Source organism: Sphingomonas chlorellae, assembly GCF_056485145.1.
In genome coordinates this window covers 501,958-518,928 of sequence record NZ_JBQXXM010000001.1, presented here as the reverse complement: position 1 = coordinate 518,928, position 16,971 = coordinate 501,958, and the positions used below count along the sequence as shown (strand labels likewise).

Annotated in this window: 14 protein-coding genes; 7 read left to right on the top strand and 7 right to left on the bottom strand. The window is 70.4% G+C overall.

What is annotated here, in order from left to right; all coding sequences use genetic code 11:
* Window positions 1–8 precede the first annotated feature (8 nt).
* Entirely contained in the window at window positions 9–1,256 is a 1,248-nt protein-coding gene (locus tag ACT3CF_RS02490) for a class I SAM-dependent methyltransferase (RefSeq protein ID WP_478420147.1), read from the bottom strand.
* 124 nt (window positions 1,257–1,380) lie between these two features.
* On the opposite strand from ACT3CF_RS02490, the gene ACT3CF_RS02485 reads away from it, so the two are divergent.
* On the top strand, window positions 1,381–1,998 hold the full coding sequence (locus tag ACT3CF_RS02485; protein ID WP_478420146.1) for a flavin reductase family protein: 618 nt from the start codon (window positions 1,381–1,383) through the stop codon (window positions 1,996–1,998).
* A 16-nt stretch (window positions 1,999–2,014) separates the two neighbouring features.
* Here ACT3CF_RS02485 and rlmN read toward each other — a convergent pair whose 3' ends face one another.
* Window positions 2,015–3,199 carry a dual-specificity RNA methyltransferase RlmN gene (gene rlmN, locus ACT3CF_RS02480; RefSeq protein WP_478420145.1) on the bottom strand — a complete coding sequence of 395 codons (1,185 nt, stop codon included), beginning with the start codon at window positions 3,197–3,199 and terminating at the stop codon, window positions 2,015–2,017.
* A gap of 199 nt (window positions 3,200–3,398) precedes the next feature.
* Between rlmN and ACT3CF_RS02475 the strand changes: the two genes are divergently transcribed.
* Window positions 3,399–3,848, top strand: a complete 450-nt coding sequence (locus ACT3CF_RS02475; RefSeq protein ID WP_478420144.1) for a DUF4168 domain-containing protein — start codon at window positions 3,399–3,401, stop codon at window positions 3,846–3,848.
* An 88-nt stretch (window positions 3,849–3,936) separates the two neighbouring features.
* On the opposite strand, the gene ACT3CF_RS02470 is transcribed toward ACT3CF_RS02475, so the two are convergent.
* Both ACT3CF_RS02470 and ACT3CF_RS02465 read right to left on the bottom strand, forming a co-directional pair.
* Complete coding sequence (locus ACT3CF_RS02470; protein WP_478421320.1) at window positions 3,937–4,404, bottom strand: hypothetical protein; 468 nt, start codon at window positions 4,402–4,404, stop codon at window positions 3,937–3,939.
* Window positions 4,404–5,066, bottom strand: coding sequence for a histidine phosphatase family protein (locus tag ACT3CF_RS02465; RefSeq protein WP_478420143.1), 663 nt, complete (start codon window positions 5,064–5,066; stop codon window positions 4,404–4,406). The genes ACT3CF_RS02470 and ACT3CF_RS02465 overlap by 1 nt, the downstream gene beginning before the upstream one ends.
* Before the next feature lie 364 nt (window positions 5,067–5,430).
* On the opposite strand from ACT3CF_RS02465, the gene ACT3CF_RS02460 reads away from it, so the two are divergent.
* The gene (locus ACT3CF_RS02460; protein WP_478420142.1) at window positions 5,431–6,027 is read left to right on the top strand and encodes an outer membrane protein; all 597 of its coding nucleotides are present in this window, start codon (window positions 5,431–5,433) and stop codon (window positions 6,025–6,027) included.
* A gap of 147 nt (window positions 6,028–6,174) precedes the next feature.
* Window positions 6,175–7,287, top strand: a complete 1,113-nt coding sequence (gene dnaN / locus ACT3CF_RS02455; protein WP_478420141.1) for a DNA polymerase III subunit beta — start codon at window positions 6,175–6,177, stop codon at window positions 7,285–7,287.
* Window positions 7,288–7,659: 372 nt separating this feature from the next.
* Here the strand turns inward: dnaN and ACT3CF_RS02450 are convergent, their stop codons facing one another.
* A complete protein-coding gene (locus tag ACT3CF_RS02450; protein ID WP_478420140.1) occupies window positions 7,660–7,971 on the bottom strand; it encodes a hypothetical protein in 312 nt (103 codons plus the stop codon).
* A gap of 81 nt (window positions 7,972–8,052) precedes the next feature.
* On the opposite strand from ACT3CF_RS02450, the gene ACT3CF_RS02445 reads away from it, so the two are divergent.
* Entirely contained in the window at window positions 8,053–8,871 is an 819-nt protein-coding gene (locus ACT3CF_RS02445; protein ID WP_478420139.1) for a Coq4 family protein, read from the top strand.
* A 1,683-nt stretch (window positions 8,872–10,554) separates the two neighbouring features.
* Here ACT3CF_RS02445 and ACT3CF_RS02440 read toward each other — a convergent pair.
* Window positions 10,555–11,418 carry a hypothetical protein gene (locus ACT3CF_RS02440; protein WP_478420138.1) on the bottom strand — a complete coding sequence of 288 codons (864 nt, stop codon included), beginning with the start codon at window positions 11,416–11,418 and terminating at the stop codon, window positions 10,555–10,557.
* A gap of 141 nt (window positions 11,419–11,559) precedes the next feature.
* Here ACT3CF_RS02440 and recF point away from each other — a divergent pair, with 141 nt between their 5' ends.
* Entirely contained in the window at window positions 11,560–12,663 is a 1,104-nt protein-coding gene (gene recF / locus ACT3CF_RS02435) for a DNA replication/repair protein RecF (RefSeq protein WP_478420137.1), read from the top strand.
* Window positions 12,664–12,726: 63 nt separating this feature from the next.
* On the opposite strand, the gene ACT3CF_RS02430 is transcribed toward recF, so the two are convergent.
* The gene (locus ACT3CF_RS02430; RefSeq protein ID WP_478420136.1) at window positions 12,727–14,190 is read right to left on the bottom strand and encodes a M20/M25/M40 family metallo-hydrolase; all 1,464 of its coding nucleotides are present in this window, start codon (window positions 14,188–14,190) and stop codon (window positions 12,727–12,729) included.
* A gap of 146 nt (window positions 14,191–14,336) precedes the next feature.
* Between ACT3CF_RS02430 and gyrB the strand changes: the two genes are divergently transcribed.
* A complete protein-coding gene (gene gyrB, locus ACT3CF_RS02425) occupies window positions 14,337–16,823 on the top strand; it encodes a DNA topoisomerase (ATP-hydrolyzing) subunit B (RefSeq protein WP_478420135.1) in 2,487 nt (828 codons plus the stop codon).
* The last annotated feature ends 148 nt before the right edge of the window (window positions 16,824–16,971 follow it).

Genomic DNA, 16,971 nt, shown 5'->3' with positions numbered 1-16,971 from the left:
CCCCTTCGCTATTCGGCCGCGCGGGCGAGCGTGCCCTCGCGAAGCTGCGCCTCGGCGGCCAGCATATAGTCGCGCGTAATCGGCAGCGCCGTGCGCGAACGCGACATCTGAAGCTGGTAGTTGACCAGTCCGCCGTTGAGGAAGCTGACGTAACAGCCCGCCAGATAGAAGGTCCACATCCGGAAGAAGCGTTCGTCGTACAACGCCGCGATCGCCTCATGCGCGGCGACGGTGCGATCGTACCACGCCTTGAGCGTATGCGCGTAATGGAGCCGCAGCACCTCGATATCGGTCGGGAACATGCGCAGCCCCTCGTAGCCGCGCGCGATCTCCGACAGCGCCGGGATATAGCCGCCGGGAAAGATATATTTGGCGGTGAAGGCGTCGGTGACGCCCGGCCCGCCCGCCCGCCCGATCGTGTGCAGCAACATCACGCCCTCGGGCGTCAGCAGCTCGCGCACCTTGCGGAAAAAGGTGCGGTAATGCGGCGTTCCGACATGCTCGAACATGCCCACCGACACGATGCGGTCGAAGCTGCCCTCGACATGGCGATAGTCGATCAGTTCGAACCGCACCCGATCGGCGACGCCCGCACGCGCCGCGCGTTCGCGCGCGATCTTGAGCTGTTCCTCGGACAGCGTGATGCCCAACACGTCGGCGCCGGTCCGCTCGTGGATGTACAGCGCCATCCCGCCCCAGCCGCAGCCGATGTCGAGCACCTTCATCCCCGGCTCGATCGCCAGCTTGGCGACGATATGCGCCTTCTTGTCGGCCTGCGCCTGCTCCAGGCTGTTCGCCGGATCGGTGTAATAGGCACAGCTATACTGGCGGTCGGCATCGAGGAAGAGGTCGTAGAGCCGCGCCGACAGGTCATAGTGGTGCGCGACGTTGCGGCGCGATCGACGCACCATGTTGTAGCGGCCGATGCGATGCGCGATGCCGAGCGCCAGTCGCGCAAGCGGCGACGGATCGAGGCCGCCGGTCGCGTCCTCCCAGCGGTTGTTGCCGGTGACGAGCATCAGCAGGTCGAGGATATCGCCCTGCTCGATCGTCAGCCGCCCGTCCATGAAACTCTCGGCCGCGCCCAGCGACGGGTCGCGCAGGATCGCGCGCGCCACGCCGCGGCCCAGTCGGATCGTCACCGGCTTGAGCGCCGGGTCGGGATTGCCGAACCGGCTGGTGGTGCCGTCCTTGTAGATTACGGTCAACTGCCCGCGACGGATCGCGCGCGCGAAAAAACGGTCGAGCAAAGCCATTCGGTTTCCGTAGCTTGTCTGTCCCGCCCCCGGGCCTGCATGATGCGGCGCCATGCTGCGCTGCGCAACCAAAATCGCCCCGGGGTTGCGAACCGGGCGGCGGCGCCCGACATCCGCGGCGGATATGCGCGACGAACATTTCTATGAACCCGCGCAGGGCCACGGCCTTGCGCATGACCCGCTCAACGCCATCGTGGCGCCGCGACCGATCGGCTGGATCAGCACGGTCAGCGCGGCGGGGGTGCGCAATCTCGCCCCCTACAGCTTTTTCAACCTGTTCAACTATCGTCCCCCGATCCTGGGCTTCGCCTCGATCGGCTGGAAGGACAGCATCGCCAACATCGCGGAGACGCGCGAGTTCGTGTGGAACCTGGCGACCCGACCGCTGGCAGAGGCGATGAATGCCTCCGCCGCCACCGTCGCCCCCGAGGTCGACGAGTTCAGGCTCGCCGGTATCGCAACCGCGCCCGCTCGCCTCGTCCGGCCCGACCGGGTTGCCGAAAGCCCGGCGCAGTTCGAATGCCGGCTGACCCAGCTCATCCGGCTGGAGGGACAATCGGGAGCGCCGCTCGACACCTGGCTCGTGCTGGGCGAGGTGGTGGGCGTCCACATCGACCGGTCGATGCTGGCCGACGGCGTCTATCAGACCGCGCGGGCACACCCGATCCTGCGCGGCGGCGGCCCCGCCGACTATTTCGAGATCGACGAAGTAGCCCGCTTCGCGATGGCGCGCCCCGGGTGAACCGGGACCGGGCGGTTCAGCCGAGCGCGGCCTGCTTTTCTGCCGCCAGCCGGTCGAGTTCGGCACGGCTCTTCTTTTCCGCCGCGGTCTTGAGCTGGCCGCACGCGGCGTCGATGTCGCGCCCGCGCGGGGTGCGCACCGGCGCCGAGATCCCCGCTTCGAACACGATGTTCGAAAACGCCTTGATGCGCTCGGGCGTCGAACACGCATAGGGCGCGCCCGGCCACGGGTTGAACGGGATCAGGTTGACCTTCGCGGGCAGCCGGTACTTGCGCAGCAGGCGGACCAGTTCGCGCGCATCCTCGTCGCGGTCGTTCTTGTCCTTGAGCATCACATATTCGAACGTGATGCGCCGCGCATTGTTCGCGCCGGGATAGTCGGCGCACGCCTGCAACAGCTGCTCGATCCCGTATTTCTTGTTGAGCGGCACGATCTCGTCACGCACGTCCTTGGTGACGGCGTGGAGCGAGACGGCCAGGTTGACGCCGATCTCCTCGCCGGCGCGCGCCATCATCGGCACCACGCCCGAGGTCGACAGGGTGATGCGCCGCTTCGAAAGGGCCAGCCCGTCGCCGTCCATCACGACCTTCAGCGCGTCGCGGACATTGTCGAAATTATAGAGCGGCTCGCCCATCCCCATCATCACGATGTTGGTGAGCAGTCGCCCTTCGGGCTGGCTGGGCCATTCGCCGAGCGCGTCGCGCGCCAGCATCACCTGCCCGACGATTTCGCCGGCGGTCAGGTTGCGCACCAGCCGCATCGTTCCGGTGTGGCAGAAGCGGCAGTTGAGCGTGCAGCCCACCTGGCTGGAGACGCACAGCGTTCCCCGATCGGCATCGGGGATGAACACCATCTCGTAATCCTGCCCGTCGGGCGAGCGCAGCAGCCACTTGCGCGTGCCGTCGTTCGAGACCTGCGCCTCGACGACATCGGGGCGGGCAATCACGAACCGTTCGGCAAGCCAGGGATGCTGCGCCTTGGCGATATCGGTCATCGCGCTGAATTCGGTGGCGCCGCGATTGTAGATCCAGTGCCACAGCTGCTTGGCGCGGAGCTTGGCCTGTTTGGGCTCCATCCCGGCGTCGGCGAGCGCGGCGCGAATCTCGTCGCGCGAAAGCCCGACCAGGTCGAGTCGGCCGTCCTCGCGCGCCGCGAGGACACGGGGGACGGGCACAGGGTCGATGTGCCCGGGAATGGGCATGGGCGCGGCCGAAGCTGTCTGCATCCGCCGCATATAGGGCAAGTCGCCGCCGATTGCCACTAGCGGTCGTCACCGGCATCGGATGCCGTCGTCGCCATGCCGTCCGCCCACTGATCCCGGACCCGGCACGTCGCACCGCACCCGACGGACCCGTATCGACCGCGCCGACGTTCCCGGCAATGTGTAACCGGAGTAGCGTATGACCATTGCACGTTCCTTTCTGATGATCGGCGCCGCGCTGGCGTTTGTGCCCGCGGCGACCGCCCAGACCGCACCCGCCCCCGGCGGTCAGACGACGCCGCCGTCCCAGTCGGCACCTGCCGGCTCGGCAGCGCAGGCGACGCCTTCGGCCGCGCCAAGCGCCGCCGCGACCGACGCACCCGTCAGTTCGGCGACCGTGACCGACGCCGAGGTGTCGCAGTTCGTCAACGCCGCGCTCGCGGTCGAGAAGATCAACACCGACACCACGATCCCGGCCGCCGACAAGAACAACCGGATGGTTCAGGCAATCGAGGCAAGCGGCCTTCCCGCCACGCGGTTCAACGCGATCGCGCAGGGAATGCAGGCCGACCCGATGCTCAACAAGCGCATCCAGGATGCCGGCGTCGCCAAGCGCCAGGCGCAGGCATCGACGACCCCCACCCGCTGATACGGCCCGCCTCGGGTCGCCTGCGCGGCGGGCCGGAACGCCGGCTCGCCGCGTTTTTTATGGGCGGCGCATTTTATGGGTGGCGCACTCAGCGCGGCAGGCAGCCGAGCACCGCCGCGTCGACCGCCGTTGCGGCGCCTTGCAGCCGATAGCTGTCGGCAAAGGGCGCGCCGTCGCGACCCAGCGTCTCGACGCTCATGCTGCGTGCGCCGCGCAGTGCGGCGACGATCGCCGCGTCGGTGCGCGCGTCGGGCGCCCAGGCATCGCTGGCACCCGCCATCAGCGCAAAGCGGCGATCCCCGATCGACAGCGTCACCGCGGCATTGGGCGCCCTGCTGCGGCTGAGCCGAAGATGCACCTGGTTGCGCGCGCCCGCCCCGGGCCAGGTGGCGATGCTGGCAAAGGCACCGGCATCGGCTGCCGGGCGCTCGACGGGACGCGCGATGGCGAAGCAGCGTAGCGGCTGCGTGTCGCGAAATGCGCCCCAGTCACCATAGACGCCGAGCGGCGTGTGCGGCGCGAGCAGCCCCAACGTCATCGCCGTTATTGCGTGCATCATGCCGCAGCGCCTCCCGTGCCGGTGCCGCGATGGACGACCGTTTCGATGCCGTCGGCGATGCAGGCGATCGACCCCTGCGGCAGTTCGGGCGCGACAGGCGCGTCGAACCCCGGGAGAATCTCGGCGCCGGTCATGATTCCACGCAGCACGCGGCTCGACATGCCATGCATCACGATCAGGCGGTCGCCCCCATCGCCGTCGGTATCGTCGAGCCATCCCGAAACGCGACGCGCGACGGCGTCATACCATTCGCCGCCCGGCGGCGCGAACCGATAGAGCCGATGCACCGGATCGACGAAGTCGCCCCGCTCGGCCGCGACCTCGGCATAGCGGCGCCCGCTCCATTCACCGAGGCCGATCTCGACGAGCCGGTCGTCGCGCCGCGCCGCGTGCCAGTCGAGTTCCAGATGCTCGGCGATGATCGCGAGCGTCTGCAGCGCCCGGCCTGCGCTCGATGCCCAGAGGGTCAGGCGCGGCGCAGGCCCCAGCAGCGCACGAAGCGCGCGGCCCATCGCGTCGGCCTGGGCAAATCCCGCGCGCGTCAGCGGCGTATGGAGCGCATCGCCCTGCATCCGGTGCGCCGCGTTGAACACCGTCTCGCCATGCCGCGCGATAAAGTCGCGTCCCCGGCGTTCGGTACGTCGCCCGATGGTCGTCATGCCGTTCCTCCCCGACGGTTCCTTCCAACTCGGGCGGCATGGCGCAACCGCAAATCGCCCGCGCCCCCGCGACATTTCGGGCCGATTTCGGGCAACGCCAAGATGTTGCCCCGTTTCGTTCAGGAAACGAACAGGCGCGACACGACAACAAGGCGCCGGCCCCGGAACCGGGCCGGATCGGGCGAGGAGAAGAAAGGAGCGGCGCTGCGATCCCGAGCTGACAGCACGATGCGGCAGGCAACCCGAAATGTTGCAAAAATACCACGCAAATCGCTGTTTATCGGGGGTTCATGCAGCGAACGGCTTCCCCGCCTACTTAAGCCCCAGCGGCCCCACGGGGTTCGCCTGTTACCAAGGAGTTGTTATGCGTAAGCTTGTTATCCTCACCGCCCTCGCCGCTTCGAGCGCGATCGCCGCGCCTGCCTTTGCGCAGGACTTCAGCGGGCCGCGCGCCGAGGTGGTCGCCGGTCTCGACTCGAGCCGGGTCCATGCCGACGGCGCCAGCGGTTCGAAGGACGGCTTCCTGTACGGCGGCGCGATCGGTTACGACTATCAGGCCGGTCGTGCCGTGTTCGGCATCGACGGCGAAGTGACCGGCGCGACCACGCGCACCACCGCCAACGACGTGCTCGTCGCCGGCGATTCGGTCCGTACCAAGGCGGGCCGCGATTTCTACATCGGCGGCCGCGTCGGTGCGGTCGTGGCACCGTCGACGCTGCTCTATGCCAAGGCGGGCTACACCAACGCCCGCGTCAACACGCGCTACACCGCCGGCACCACGACGGTCGAGGACGGCGAGAATCTCGACGGCTATCGCGTCGGTGCGGGCGTCGAGGTGAAGCTCAACCCGAAGGCCTATGTGAAGGCCGAATATCGCTATTCGGACTATGGCCATCTCGACGGCAACTACGGCAAGATCGACCGCCATCAGGTGCTGGCGGGCGTCGGCTATCGCTTCTGAAGCGGCCGCTGCACCATTTTTGGTGTGGAAGAAGGGGTCGGGGCGCTTGCCCCGGCCCTTTTTCGCGTTAAGGATGGAGAACGGCGAACTGCCACCGGCCGCACGTGCTTGGTGGAAAATGGGCGGCGGCCCGGGGGTTTGATACACATGAAGGCGACGATCGAACGCGCAACTCTGTTGAGGGGCTTGAGCCACGTTCAGTCCGTGGTCGAGCGGCGCAACACGATCCCGATCCTGTCCAACGTCCTCATCGAGGCGCAGGCTTCGGGCGCGTTGCGGCTGATGGCGACCGATCTGGACCTCCAGATCGACGAGACGATTCCGGCGGCGGTGGACCAGCCGGGCGCGATCACCGTGCCCGCGCACACCTTGTTCGACATCGTCCGCAAGCTGCCCGAGGGCGCGCAGGTCGCGCTTTCGGCTGCGGACGGGCGGATTATCGTCAATGCCGGCCGTGCAAAGTTCACGCTGGCGACGCTGCCGCGCGACGATTTCCCGATGATCGCCGAGGGCGAGCTGCCGACGGTGTTCGAACTGCCGGCGGAAACGCTCAAGCAGATCATCGACAAGACGCGCTTCGCGATCTCGACCGAGGAAACGCGCTATTATCTGAACGGCATCTTCCTGCACGTCACCGACGATGCCGTGCCGCTGCTGCGTGCTGCTGCGACCGACGGGCACCGGCTGGCGCGCGTTACCGTGCCGCGGCCCGACGGCGCCGATTCGATGCCGGGCGTGATCGTTCCGCGCAAATGCGTGGCGGAGCTGCGCAAGCTGCTCGACGAAGTCGACGGTTCGATCGGCGTGTCGCTGTCCAATTCGAAGATCCGCTTCGACCTGGGCCAGGCGATCCTGACGTCGAAGCTGATCGACGGCACCTTCCCCGACTATAGCCGCGTGATCCCGACCGCGAACGACAAGCTGCTCAAGCTCGACCCGCGCGCGTTCATGCAGGGGGTCGATCGCGTGTCGACGATCGCCACCGAAAAGACCCGCGCGGTCAAGATGGGGGTCGATCGCGACAAGGTGACGCTGTCGGTCACCAGCCCCGAGAACGGCACCGCCGCCGAGGAAGTTCCGGGCGATTACAATGCGATGCCGTTCGAGATCGGCTTCAACAGCCGCTATCTGATGGACATTCTGGGGCAGATCGAGGGCGATATGGTCGAGGTTCACCTCGCCGATGCCGCCGCGCCGACGCTGATCCGCGAGAACGACAAGTCGCCCGCGCTCTACGTGCTGATGCCGATGCGCGTGTGAGGCGCCGGACGGGGCGCGCGCCGCCCCGTCCCGCCCACGCGGAAACCGCGGATTTGCGCCGTTTCCATCCCCTAGGGACGGCCCCTTAGGCGCATCCCCCTAATTTCCAGACCGGGCGCGGCGAGGCACAAGAAGGCCTACCTCGTCGGGTCGCTCCTGCGAGGGCGGACCAGGCGGTCGCTCTCCCTCAACCGCCGCCTGGTCCGCCATTCCGGCCGAAAACCGGCCCCAATGGCGTGCCGAACGCCGCATTTTCCCGCAAAATCCCGTCGTTCACGCGCAAAAGACGCCGTTCGCCGCACCGATCCCGCCGTTCGCGCGAAAATTTCGACCCGCAGAATCCATGCGCCTTTTCCTGACGCGCCGACGCGGTCAGTCGCGCGCCGCGTTGCCCCGATCGGCCGGGACCGGCGACCGCGCCGGCCGTTCGAGCACCCGCGAATCGCGCCGCAGGGTCGACGAGCGCGCCCCCGCCGCGGGCGCCGCAGCGTCGCCGGAGACATTGCCCGCAACATTGCCCGCAGCACTGCCCGCATCGTTGCCCGCCCCCGCGTCCGCCGCAGCCGGCGCCGATGCCGGATCGGACCCGCCGCACCCGGCGAGCAGCAAGGCGAGCGCAAGCGCCGCGCCGCCCGCCGCCCGCCGCGCGCCGACCACGCCAAACCCGCCCCGCCCCGTTGCCATCGCCGACTCGCCTTTCCGCTGACACTCGTGTAAACACGTCGCCTGACCTCTTAATGAGGCAGTGGAGCAAGGGTGGCTGACATGGCTTCTCGCATCAACCCCGACGGCAGCATCGCCGCGGGCCGCATCCCCGGCGGCACCACCGTGCCGGCCGACGACGATCACATCCCCGGCGTCGAGCGCAGGCGCGACTGGCGCGGCGCGGCACGCGCGCTGCGGCGGTTGCTCGCCAATGGCGACGACACCGAACAGGTGTTCAAGATCATGCGCGCGCTCAACGCCGATGTCGGCGCGCGCAACTATCGCCGCCTGATCGAGACGCCCGGCGGCGGCGCGATCGCCTATCGCCGCGTCGAGCTGGTCGAGCGCTTTTCCGATCCCGAGTTCATCGGCCGCTTCGCCCCCGGCACGGTGGGCGCGGCCTATCGCGATTTCCTGGCGTCGACGGGCTATTCGGCGGCGGGGCTGGCCGAGGTGAGCCTGAACGCCAATGCCGACCGCAACCTCAACGAGCCCCATCCCTATGCCTGGATGGGCCGCCGCGAGCGCGACATCCACGATGTGTGGCACATCCTGACCGGCTATCGCGCCAACGAGCATCTGGGCGAGGCGTGCCTGGTCGCCTTTTCCTATGCGCAGACGCGCGGGCTCGGCTGGGCGGCGATCGGCCTCGCGGCGGCGCTGAAGAGCATCCGCATCACGCGCAGCCTCGCCTTCGCGCGCGCAGTCGCCGAGGGCTATCGGCTGGGACGGCGCGCGGCATGGCTGCACGGCGAGGATTACGAGGCGCTGTTCGCCGAGCCGATCGCGGCGGCGCGCGCGCGGCTGCGCATCGGCGAGCCGGTGCGATACCGGATCGCGCAGGCGCAACTGGCCGAACTGGGCATCCAGGGGATCTGACTGCCCCGCGCTGCGGCATCCGGCAGCGCGAACGATCCCCGGCGCGGCACGCGACCGGCAGGCGGCGTGCCCGGCGACATTCCGGCGCGGCGCTCCCGGGCGGCGCAGTGCCGCAAGCTGCGGCAAAGTCCCGAACGGCATCGCAACCTGCGGCAACGCCGGAGATGGCGGCGGAAAAGCGAGGTCGGCGGCGGCGGTCGGCAGCCGAGCCCAAGGGTGTGGAGGCACGCGGGGCAGCGCCGGGACGGCGTCGCAGGCTGCGGCAGCGCCGGAGATCGATGCGGACAAGCGCGTCGGCAGCGGCGGCCGGCAGCGGAGCCCAAGGGTGCGGCGGCGGCGGGGCAGCACCGGGACGGCCTCGCGGGCGGCGGCAGGGCCGGAAATCGAGGCGGGAAAGCGTAGCCGGCGGCAGGCGCCGCAAGCGAGGCCGCAGGATCGGCGGCGTGCGGGGCAGCGCCCGGACGGCCTCGCGGGCTGCGACAGGGCGGCGATCGAGGCGGACAGGCGTGGTCGGCAGCGGCGGTCGGCAGCGAGCCCAAGGGGGCGGCGGCGTGCGGGGCAGCGCCGGGACGGCCTCGCGGGCCGTGGCAGGGCAGGAAATCGAGGCGGACAAGCGCGTCGGCAGCGGGTGCCGGCAGCGGCGCCGCAGGGTGCGGCGGCGTGCGGGACAGCGCCAGGACGGCGTCGCGGGCCGTGGCAGGGCGGCGATCGAGGCGGACAGGCGTGGTCGGCAGCGGCGGTCGGCAGCCGAGCCCAAGGGGGCGGCGGCGTGCGGGGCAGCGCCGGAACGGCGTCGCGGACTGCGGCAGCGCCCGAGATCGAAACGGACAAGCGCGTCGGCAGCGGTGCCGGCAGCGGCGCCGCAGGGTGCGGCGGCGTGCGGGACAGCGCCGGGACGGCGTCGCGGGCCGTGGCAGGGCGGAGATCGAGGCGGACAGGCGTGGTCGGCAGCGGCCGTCGGCAGCCGAGCCCAAGGGGGCGGCGTGCGGGGCAGCGCCGGGACGGCGTCGCGGGCTGCGGCAGGACCGGAAATCGAGGCGGATAGGCGTGGTCGGCAGCGGCGGTCGGCAGCCGAGCCCAAGGGGCCGGCGGCGTACGGGGCAGCGCCCGGACGGCCTCGCGGGCTGCGACAGGGCGGCGATCGAGGCGGACAGGCGTGGTCGGCAGCGGCGCGGAAGGGCGCGGTGGGCTGCGGGGCAGCGCCGGAGCGGCGTGGCATGCTGCGGCAGGGCGGAGATCGACGCGGACAAGCGCGTCGGCAGCGGCGGACCGCAGCGGAGCCCAAGGGTGTGGCGGCACGCGGGGCAGCGCCGGGACGGCGGCGCAGGCTGCGGCAGGGCGGAGATCGAGGCGGACACGCGTGGTCGGCAGCGGCCGTCGGCAGCCGAGCCCAAGGGCGGCGCCGTGCGGGGCAGCGCCGGCACGGCCTCGCAGGCTGCGGCAGGGCCGAGATTGAGGCGGGAAAGCGTGGTCGGCAGCGGGGGCCGGCAGCGGGGCCGTAGGGCGCGGCGGCGTGCGGGGCAGCGCCGGGACGGCGTCGCGGGCTGTGGCAGGGCCGGAAATCGAAGCAGACAAGCCGGATCGGCAGCGGGGGCCGCAAACGGGGCCGCAGGGTGCGGCGGCGCGTGGGGTGGGCGTTGTCCTGCGCCGCGCCCGCCGGGTCGGCAGGCGCGGCGGCGGGGATCAGCGCGCGGGCGCGGGTGCCGCCGGTGCGGCAGGCGCGGGAGCGGCCGGAGCCGGGGCGCCGCCGGGCGCGGGCATGGCGCCGGGGGCGTCGGGGCCGGCCTTGCCGCCCTTGCCCTGCTGCTTGCGCATCTGTTCCATCATCTGCGCGGCCGCGGCCTGCTGACGCTGGCGTTCGGCGACGAGGCGCGCCTTGAGCGCGGCCCGATCGACCACGGCGGGAAGCGCGAAATCGCCCGCGTCGATCGGCGCCTGCGTCAGCGACTTGAGCTTGAGCTGGTCGCCGAAACGCAGCACGAGCCCCTTGCCGAGCACCTCGTCGATGCGCTTGGCGAGCGGGCTGGCGCCGCCGCGCTGCGCCTCGATCGCGAGCGACAGCTTCGATTGGAGCCGCATCACCGCGGCGAGGTTGGCATAGGCCGGGTCGGTCGAGACGACGACCTCGATCTCGTTGATCGCCGGACCGGGCTTGCCCGCCACCGGCTTGGCGCGGACCTTCCACAGCTCGCCCTTCTTTTCGGCGACGGTCTCGTCGCCCTGGCGGACGAGGTCGAATTCGGGCTGGCCGGCCGGCGCCACCTGCGGCACGCCCGCCTCGCGCATCATCTCGCCCATCGTGCCGACGAAATCGTCGACGGTCGCGGCGAAGCGGCCCTGGCTGTCGGTCAGCACGACATAGTCCTTGCCGCCCTTGCGGATCATCACCTGATCGCCCTGGTCGAGGCGGCCGTCGCCGTTGGCGGCGACCTTGGCGGTGAGCGTCGCATCCTGGCCGAGCGAATATTGGGCAGTCATGTCCTTGGGGCCGGTCGAGCAGGCCGCAAGGAGCAGGGCCGCCGCGGCGGCCAGAGAGGTGCGGAACATGGTATCTCCTTCCAGCCGCCTCCATCGGCGAAGCGCCGCGGGTCCGCAAGGGGCTGGCAGCCGCCGCACCGTCGCGTCGTCGCGCGATTTGCGCGGGCGAAGTGATTCCACCGCCCGCCAAACCCCTCTAAGGGGGAGCCGATGGCCGTTTCCCGCCTGGTCCTGACCGATTTCCGCAACCATGCCGACGCCGTGCTGGCGCCGGGGGGCGAATTCGTCGTGCTGACCGGCGAGAACGGCGCGGGCAAGACCAACATCCTGGAGGCGCTGTCGCTGCTCGCCCCCGGCCGCGGGCTGCGCGGCGCGCCGCTGGGCGAGATGGCGCGGCAGGGCGGCAGCGGCGGTTTCGGCATCGCCGCGACGATCGACCCCGCCGAGATCGGCACCGGCACGCGCCCCGATGCGCCCGAACGGCGGATCGTCCGCGTCAACGGCGCCACCGCCGCCGCGACCAGCCTGGCGCAATGGCTGGGCGTGCTGTGGCTGACACCGGCGATGGACCGGCTGTTCCTCGAGGCGCCGGGCGGGCGCCGCCGCTTCCTCGACCGGCTGACGCTGGCCCTGGCACCCGGCCATGCGCACGAGGCGACGCGGTACGAGGCGGCGATGCGCGAGCGCAACCGGCTGTTGACCGACACCGCGCGCGCGCCCGATCCGCGCTGGCTCGACGCGATCGAGGCGCGGATGGCCGAACATGGCGCCGCGATCGACGCCGCCCGGCGCGACGCGGTGCGCGCGCTCGACGCCCGGCTGGCCGAGCAGCCGCAAGGGCCGTTCGCGCGCGCCGCGCTGACGATCGCCGACGGCAGCGGGGACGGCGCAGGCACGGGCGACGCGGGCACGGGCGACGCCGCCGCGCTGGCCGCCGCGCTGCGCGCCGGGCGGCGGCGCGATGCCGCGGCGGGACGCACGCTGACCGGGCCGCATCGCGCCGACCTGAAGGTGATGCACCTCGACAAGCAGCAGCCCGCGCACCTGTGTTCGACGGGCGAGCAGAAGGCGCTGTTGCTGGGGATCGTGCTCGCCCATGCCGAGCTGGTGCGCAGCCGCGCCGGGCGCGCGCCGATCCTGTTGCTCGACGAGGTGGCCGCGCATCTCGACCCCGGCCGCCGCGCCGCGCTGTTCGAGCGGCTGGCGGGGCACGGCCAGGTGTGGATGACCGGGACCGAGCCCGCACTGTTCGACGCGGTGCCGGCGGGCGCGACGCGCTATCGCGTCGCCGAGGGCAGGGTCAGCCGCGACTGACCCCTGCCCCGGCCCCTGGCGCCGGCCCGGCTCCCGGCCCGGCCCCCGGCCCGGCCCGCCGCGTCATTCCTGATCGGCATAGGCCTTGACCAGATCGAACAGATAGTCGCGCCCGACATAGAGCGAGCGCTTTTCGATGCGTTCGTTGAGGCCGTGGACGCCGTTGCCGTCGGGATCGCCCCACGGCCCCGGCACGCCATAGGTGGGGATGCCGACCGCGCCGAGGAACACCGCGTCGGTCGCCCCCGTCGACATGGTGGGGACGAGCGGGACGCCGGGGAAATAGCGCGCGACGAGCTTTTCGGCGGGACCGATGATGCGCCGGTCGAGCGCGGGAGGGCGCGCGATCGGGCGCAGCGGCGGCACCGGCGTGATCGTCACGCGCGCATCGCCGATCGCCGCGGCGAGCGCGGCGCGCACCTCTTCGGTGCCGTGGCCGGGAAAGATGCGGCAGTTGATGTTGGCGGCGGCGCGTTGCGGCAGCGCGTTGTTGGCATGGCCGCCCTCGACCAGCGTCGCGACGCAGGTGGTGCGCAGCATCGAATGATAGGTGCGATCGGTGTTGAGCAGCGCCTCCGCCGCCTTGTCGCCGGGATCGACCGCGATCGCCACCATCGCCTTGCCCATCGCGTCCTTGCGCGCGGCGCCCGCCGTCAGGAAATAGGCGCGCGTCGTGTCGGACAGTTCGAGCGGGAAGTCATAGGCGCGGATCCGCACGAGCGCGTCGGCGAGCTGGTAGATCGCGTTTTCGGGCACCGGGATCGAGCTGTGCCCGCCCGGATTGGTGGTTTCGATGCGGAAATTCTGCACGCCCTTTTCGCCGACCTGCATGCTCTGGACGAGCAGCTTGCCATGGCCGTCGGACTTGCCGCCGCCGCCCTCGTTGAGCGCGAATTCGGCGTCGATCAGGTCGCGCCGGTTGGCGGCGAGCCATTCGGCGCCGTTGAACGCCCAGGTCGTTTCCTCGCCGCAGGTGAGCGCGAGCTTGACCGTGCGCCGCGGCTTGTACCCCGACTGGCGGAAGCGGATGAGCGCATCGGTCCAGACCGCGGCCATCGCCTTGTCGTCGACGGTGCCGCGGCCGTAATAATAGCCGTTCTCCTCGACGAGCCGGAACGGATCGCGCGTCCAGTCCTCACGCCTGGCGGCGACGACGTCGAGATGCGCGAGCAGCAGGATCGGCTTCGCCTTGCGCGCGGTGCCGGGATAGACCGCGACCAGCCCGCCGTCCTGCGGATGGTCGGGCGTGGCGAACAGCGTGAGCTGATCGTCGGTGAAGCCGGCGGCCTTCATCCGCGCGGCGAGTTGCTGCGCGGCGCGCGTGCAACTGCCGACATTGACGACCGTGTTGGTTTCGACAAGCTCGCGATACAGGTCGAAAAAGGCGGCCTGGTCGGGGCGGAGCGGCGCATCGGCGGCGGGCGGCGCGGCGGCGGGCGGGGCCGCAGACTGTGCGCCCGCGGGCAGCGCGAGACCGGGTGCGGCTGCCAGCGCGAGCGTGGCGATCAAGGTGCGAACGGGCGACATGATTTCCCCCCATGAGGCGATTTGGCCGGGGACGAGTTGAGCACAGCGCCGCGCCGAACGGAAGCGCCGCGACGCGCCCGCGACGATGCGGGCGGGCAAGGCCCATTTTGCTTCCGTTCGCGCGCGCGAATCCCTATATGCTCGGCATGGCAGACACTCCCCAGACGAACGATTATGGCGCCGAATCGATCAAGGTGCTGAAGGGCCTGGACGCGGTGCGCAAGCGCCCGGGCATGTATATCGGCGATACCGACGACGGGTCGGGCCTGCACCACATGGTGTTCGAGGTTTCGGACAACGCGATCGACGAGGCGCTGGCGGGGCATTGCGACCTGATCCAGATCACGCTCAACGCCGACGGTTCGGTGACGGTGGAGGACAATGGCCGCGGCATCCCGACCGGCATCCACCCCGAAGAGGGCGTGTCGGCCGCCGAGGTCATCATGACCCAGCTCCACGCGGGCGGGAAGTTCGACAACACGTCGGACAGCAACGCGTACAAGGTTTCGGGCGGGCTGCACGGCGTCGGCGTTTCGGTGGTGAACGCGCTGTCGGAATGGCTGGACCTGACGATCTGGCGCGACGGGCACGAGCATTACATGCGCTTTGCCCATGGCGACGCGGTCGCGCCGCTGAAGGTCGTCGGCCCCGCGAACGGCAAGAAGGGCACGCGCGTGACCTTTCTGGCGAGCCCCGCGACGTTCAAGATCACCGAATATGATTTCGAGAAGCTCGAGCGGCGCTATCGCGAGCTGGCCTTCCTCAATTCGGGCGTGCGGCTGTTGCTGCGCGACGCGCGGCGCGAGGAAGTGAAGGAGATCAACCTGCATTACGAGGGCGGCATCGCCGCGTTCGTCAAGTGGCTCGACCGCAGCAAGGAAGCGCTGATGGCCGACCCGATCGCGATCACCGGGCACCGCGACGATGTGGGGATCGACGTCGCGCTCGAGTGGAACGACAGCTATTACGAAAACGTCCTCTGCTTCACCAACAACATCCCGCAGCGCGACGGCGGCACGCACCTGGCCGCGTTCCGCGCCGCGCTGACGCGCACGCTCAACGCCTATGCCGACAAGTCGGGCGCGCTGAAGAAGGAGAAGGTGAGCCTGACCGGCGACGACATGCGCGAGGGGCTGACCGCGATCGTTTCGGTCAAGCTGCCCGACCCCAAGTTCAGCAGCCAGACCAAGGACAAGCTCGTTTCCTCCGAGGTGCGCCAGCCGCTCGAGAGCCTGATGGCCGACAAGCTGGCCGAATGGCTGGAGGAAAACCCCGCCCCGGCGCGCGCGATCATCCAGAAGGTGATCGACGCCGCCGCGGCGCGCGAGGCGGCGCGCAAGGCGCGCGAGCTGACGCGGCGCAAGAACGTGATGGACATCGCCAGCCTGCCCGGCAAGCTGGCCGACTGCCAGGAGCGCGATCCGGCCAAGTCCGAACTGTTCCTGGTCGAGGGTGACTCGGCAGGCGGTTCGGCCAAGCAGGGCCGCGACCGGCATTTCCAGGCGATCCTGCCGTTGCGCGGCAAGATCCTGAACGTCGAGCGCGCGCGGTTCGACCGGATGCTGAGCTCGAAGGAGATCGGCACGCTGATCCAGGCGATGGGCACCGGGATCGGGCGCGACGACTTCAACATCGCGAAGCTGCGCTATCACAAGATCGTCATCATGACCGACGCCGACGTCGACGGCGCGCACATCCGCACGCTGCTGCTGACCTTCTTCTATCGCCAGATGCCCGAGATCATCGCGGGCGGGCACCTCTATATCGCCCAGCCGCCGCTGTATAAGGCGACCAAGGGCCGGTCCGAGGTGTATCTGAAGGACGATGCCGCGCTCGACCAGTATCTGGTCGATGCGGGCGTGGCGGCGAACGTGCTCGAGACCGCGAGCGGCCCGCGCGGCGGCGAGGACCTGCGCCAGCTGGTCGACCATGCCCGGCGGATGCGCACGCTGATGCGCTATGTCCCGCGCCGTTACGATCCGCGCATCGTCGAGGCGCTGGCGCTGGGCGGCGCGTTCGACCCCGAGGCGAGCGCCGAGATGCGCGCCGAGCGGCTGACCCGGGTGACGACGCGGCTCGACCATGCCGATGCCGATGCGCGCTGGACCGCGAGCGTCGGCGGCGACGGCGGCTTCCATTTCGAGCGGCTGTGGCGCGGCGTGACCGACCACCACATCATCGAGCCCGCGTTCCTGGTTTCGGCCGAGGCGCGCAAGCTCCACGCGCTCGCCGCCGAACAGGCCGCAAGCTATCAGGCGCCGGCCAAGCTGGTGCCGCTGCGCGGCGCGGCGACCGAGGCCGACACCGCCGAGGGCGACGGCGACGGCGAGGCGGCGATGACGCTCGCCAAGGGCGAGGCGCGCGTCGCCCGGCCGTCGCAACTGCTCGACGCGGTGCTGACGGCAGGCCGCAAGGGGCTGGCGATCCAGCGCTACAAGGGTCTGGGCGAAATGAACGCCGAGCAGTTGTGGGAAACGACGCTCGACCCGCAGAACCGTTCGATGCTGCGCGTCGAGGTCGACCAGGCCGACGTCGCCGATTCGATCTTCACCCAGTTGATGGGCGACGTCGTCGAACCGCGCCGCGAGTTCATCCAGGAAAACGCGCTGAGCGTCGCCAACCTGGACGTCTGACGCCGCATCGCGCGCGCCGCACCGCGCGGCGCCGGCACACGAATCGGGCCGTCGCGGCAGCATGCCGCGGCGGCCCTTTTTGCTGTGGCTTTTGCTGTGGCGGCCGCGGCCGATGCCCGAAAACGCCCCGATGCCGCAGCGTCACCGC

Excerpts from the sequence above, each read along its gene's own strand:
- ACT3CF_RS02440 (WP_478420138.1), bottom strand. The coding sequence starts at position 11,418 with ATGTTCCGCACCTCTCTGGCCGCCGCGGCGGCCCTGCTCCTTGCGGCC.
- gyrB (WP_478420135.1), top strand. The coding sequence starts at position 14,337 with ATGGCAGACACTCCCCAGACGAACGATTATGGCGCCGAATCGATCAAG.
- ACT3CF_RS02465 (WP_478420143.1), bottom strand. The coding sequence starts at position 5,066 with ATGACGACCATCGGGCGACGTACCGAACGCCGGGGACGCGACTTTATC.
- ACT3CF_RS02475 (WP_478420144.1), top strand. The coding sequence starts at position 3,399 with ATGACCATTGCACGTTCCTTTCTGATGATCGGCGCCGCGCTGGCGTTT.
- ACT3CF_RS02450 (WP_478420140.1), bottom strand. The coding sequence starts at position 7,971 with ATGGCAACGGGGCGGGGCGGGTTTGGCGTGGTCGGCGCGCGGCGGGCG.
- rlmN (WP_478420145.1), bottom strand. The coding sequence starts at position 3,199 with ATGCCCATTCCCGGGCACATCGACCCTGTGCCCGTCCCCCGTGTCCTC.
- dnaN (WP_478420141.1), top strand. The coding sequence starts at position 6,175 with ATGAAGGCGACGATCGAACGCGCAACTCTGTTGAGGGGCTTGAGCCAC.
- ACT3CF_RS02430 (WP_478420136.1), bottom strand. The coding sequence starts at position 14,190 with ATGTCGCCCGTTCGCACCTTGATCGCCACGCTCGCGCTGGCAGCCGCA.
- ACT3CF_RS02490 (WP_478420147.1), bottom strand. The coding sequence starts at position 1,256 with ATGGCTTTGCTCGACCGTTTTTTCGCGCGCGCGATCCGTCGCGGGCAG.
- ACT3CF_RS02460 (WP_478420142.1), top strand. The coding sequence starts at position 5,431 with ATGCGTAAGCTTGTTATCCTCACCGCCCTCGCCGCTTCGAGCGCGATC.
- ACT3CF_RS02445 (WP_478420139.1), top strand. The coding sequence starts at position 8,053 with ATGGCTTCTCGCATCAACCCCGACGGCAGCATCGCCGCGGGCCGCATC.
- ACT3CF_RS02470 (WP_478421320.1), bottom strand. The coding sequence starts at position 4,404 with ATGCACGCAATAACGGCGATGACGTTGGGGCTGCTCGCGCCGCACACG.
- recF (WP_478420137.1), top strand. The coding sequence starts at position 11,560 with ATGGCCGTTTCCCGCCTGGTCCTGACCGATTTCCGCAACCATGCCGAC.
- ACT3CF_RS02485 (WP_478420146.1), top strand. The coding sequence starts at position 1,381 with ATGCGCGACGAACATTTCTATGAACCCGCGCAGGGCCACGGCCTTGCG.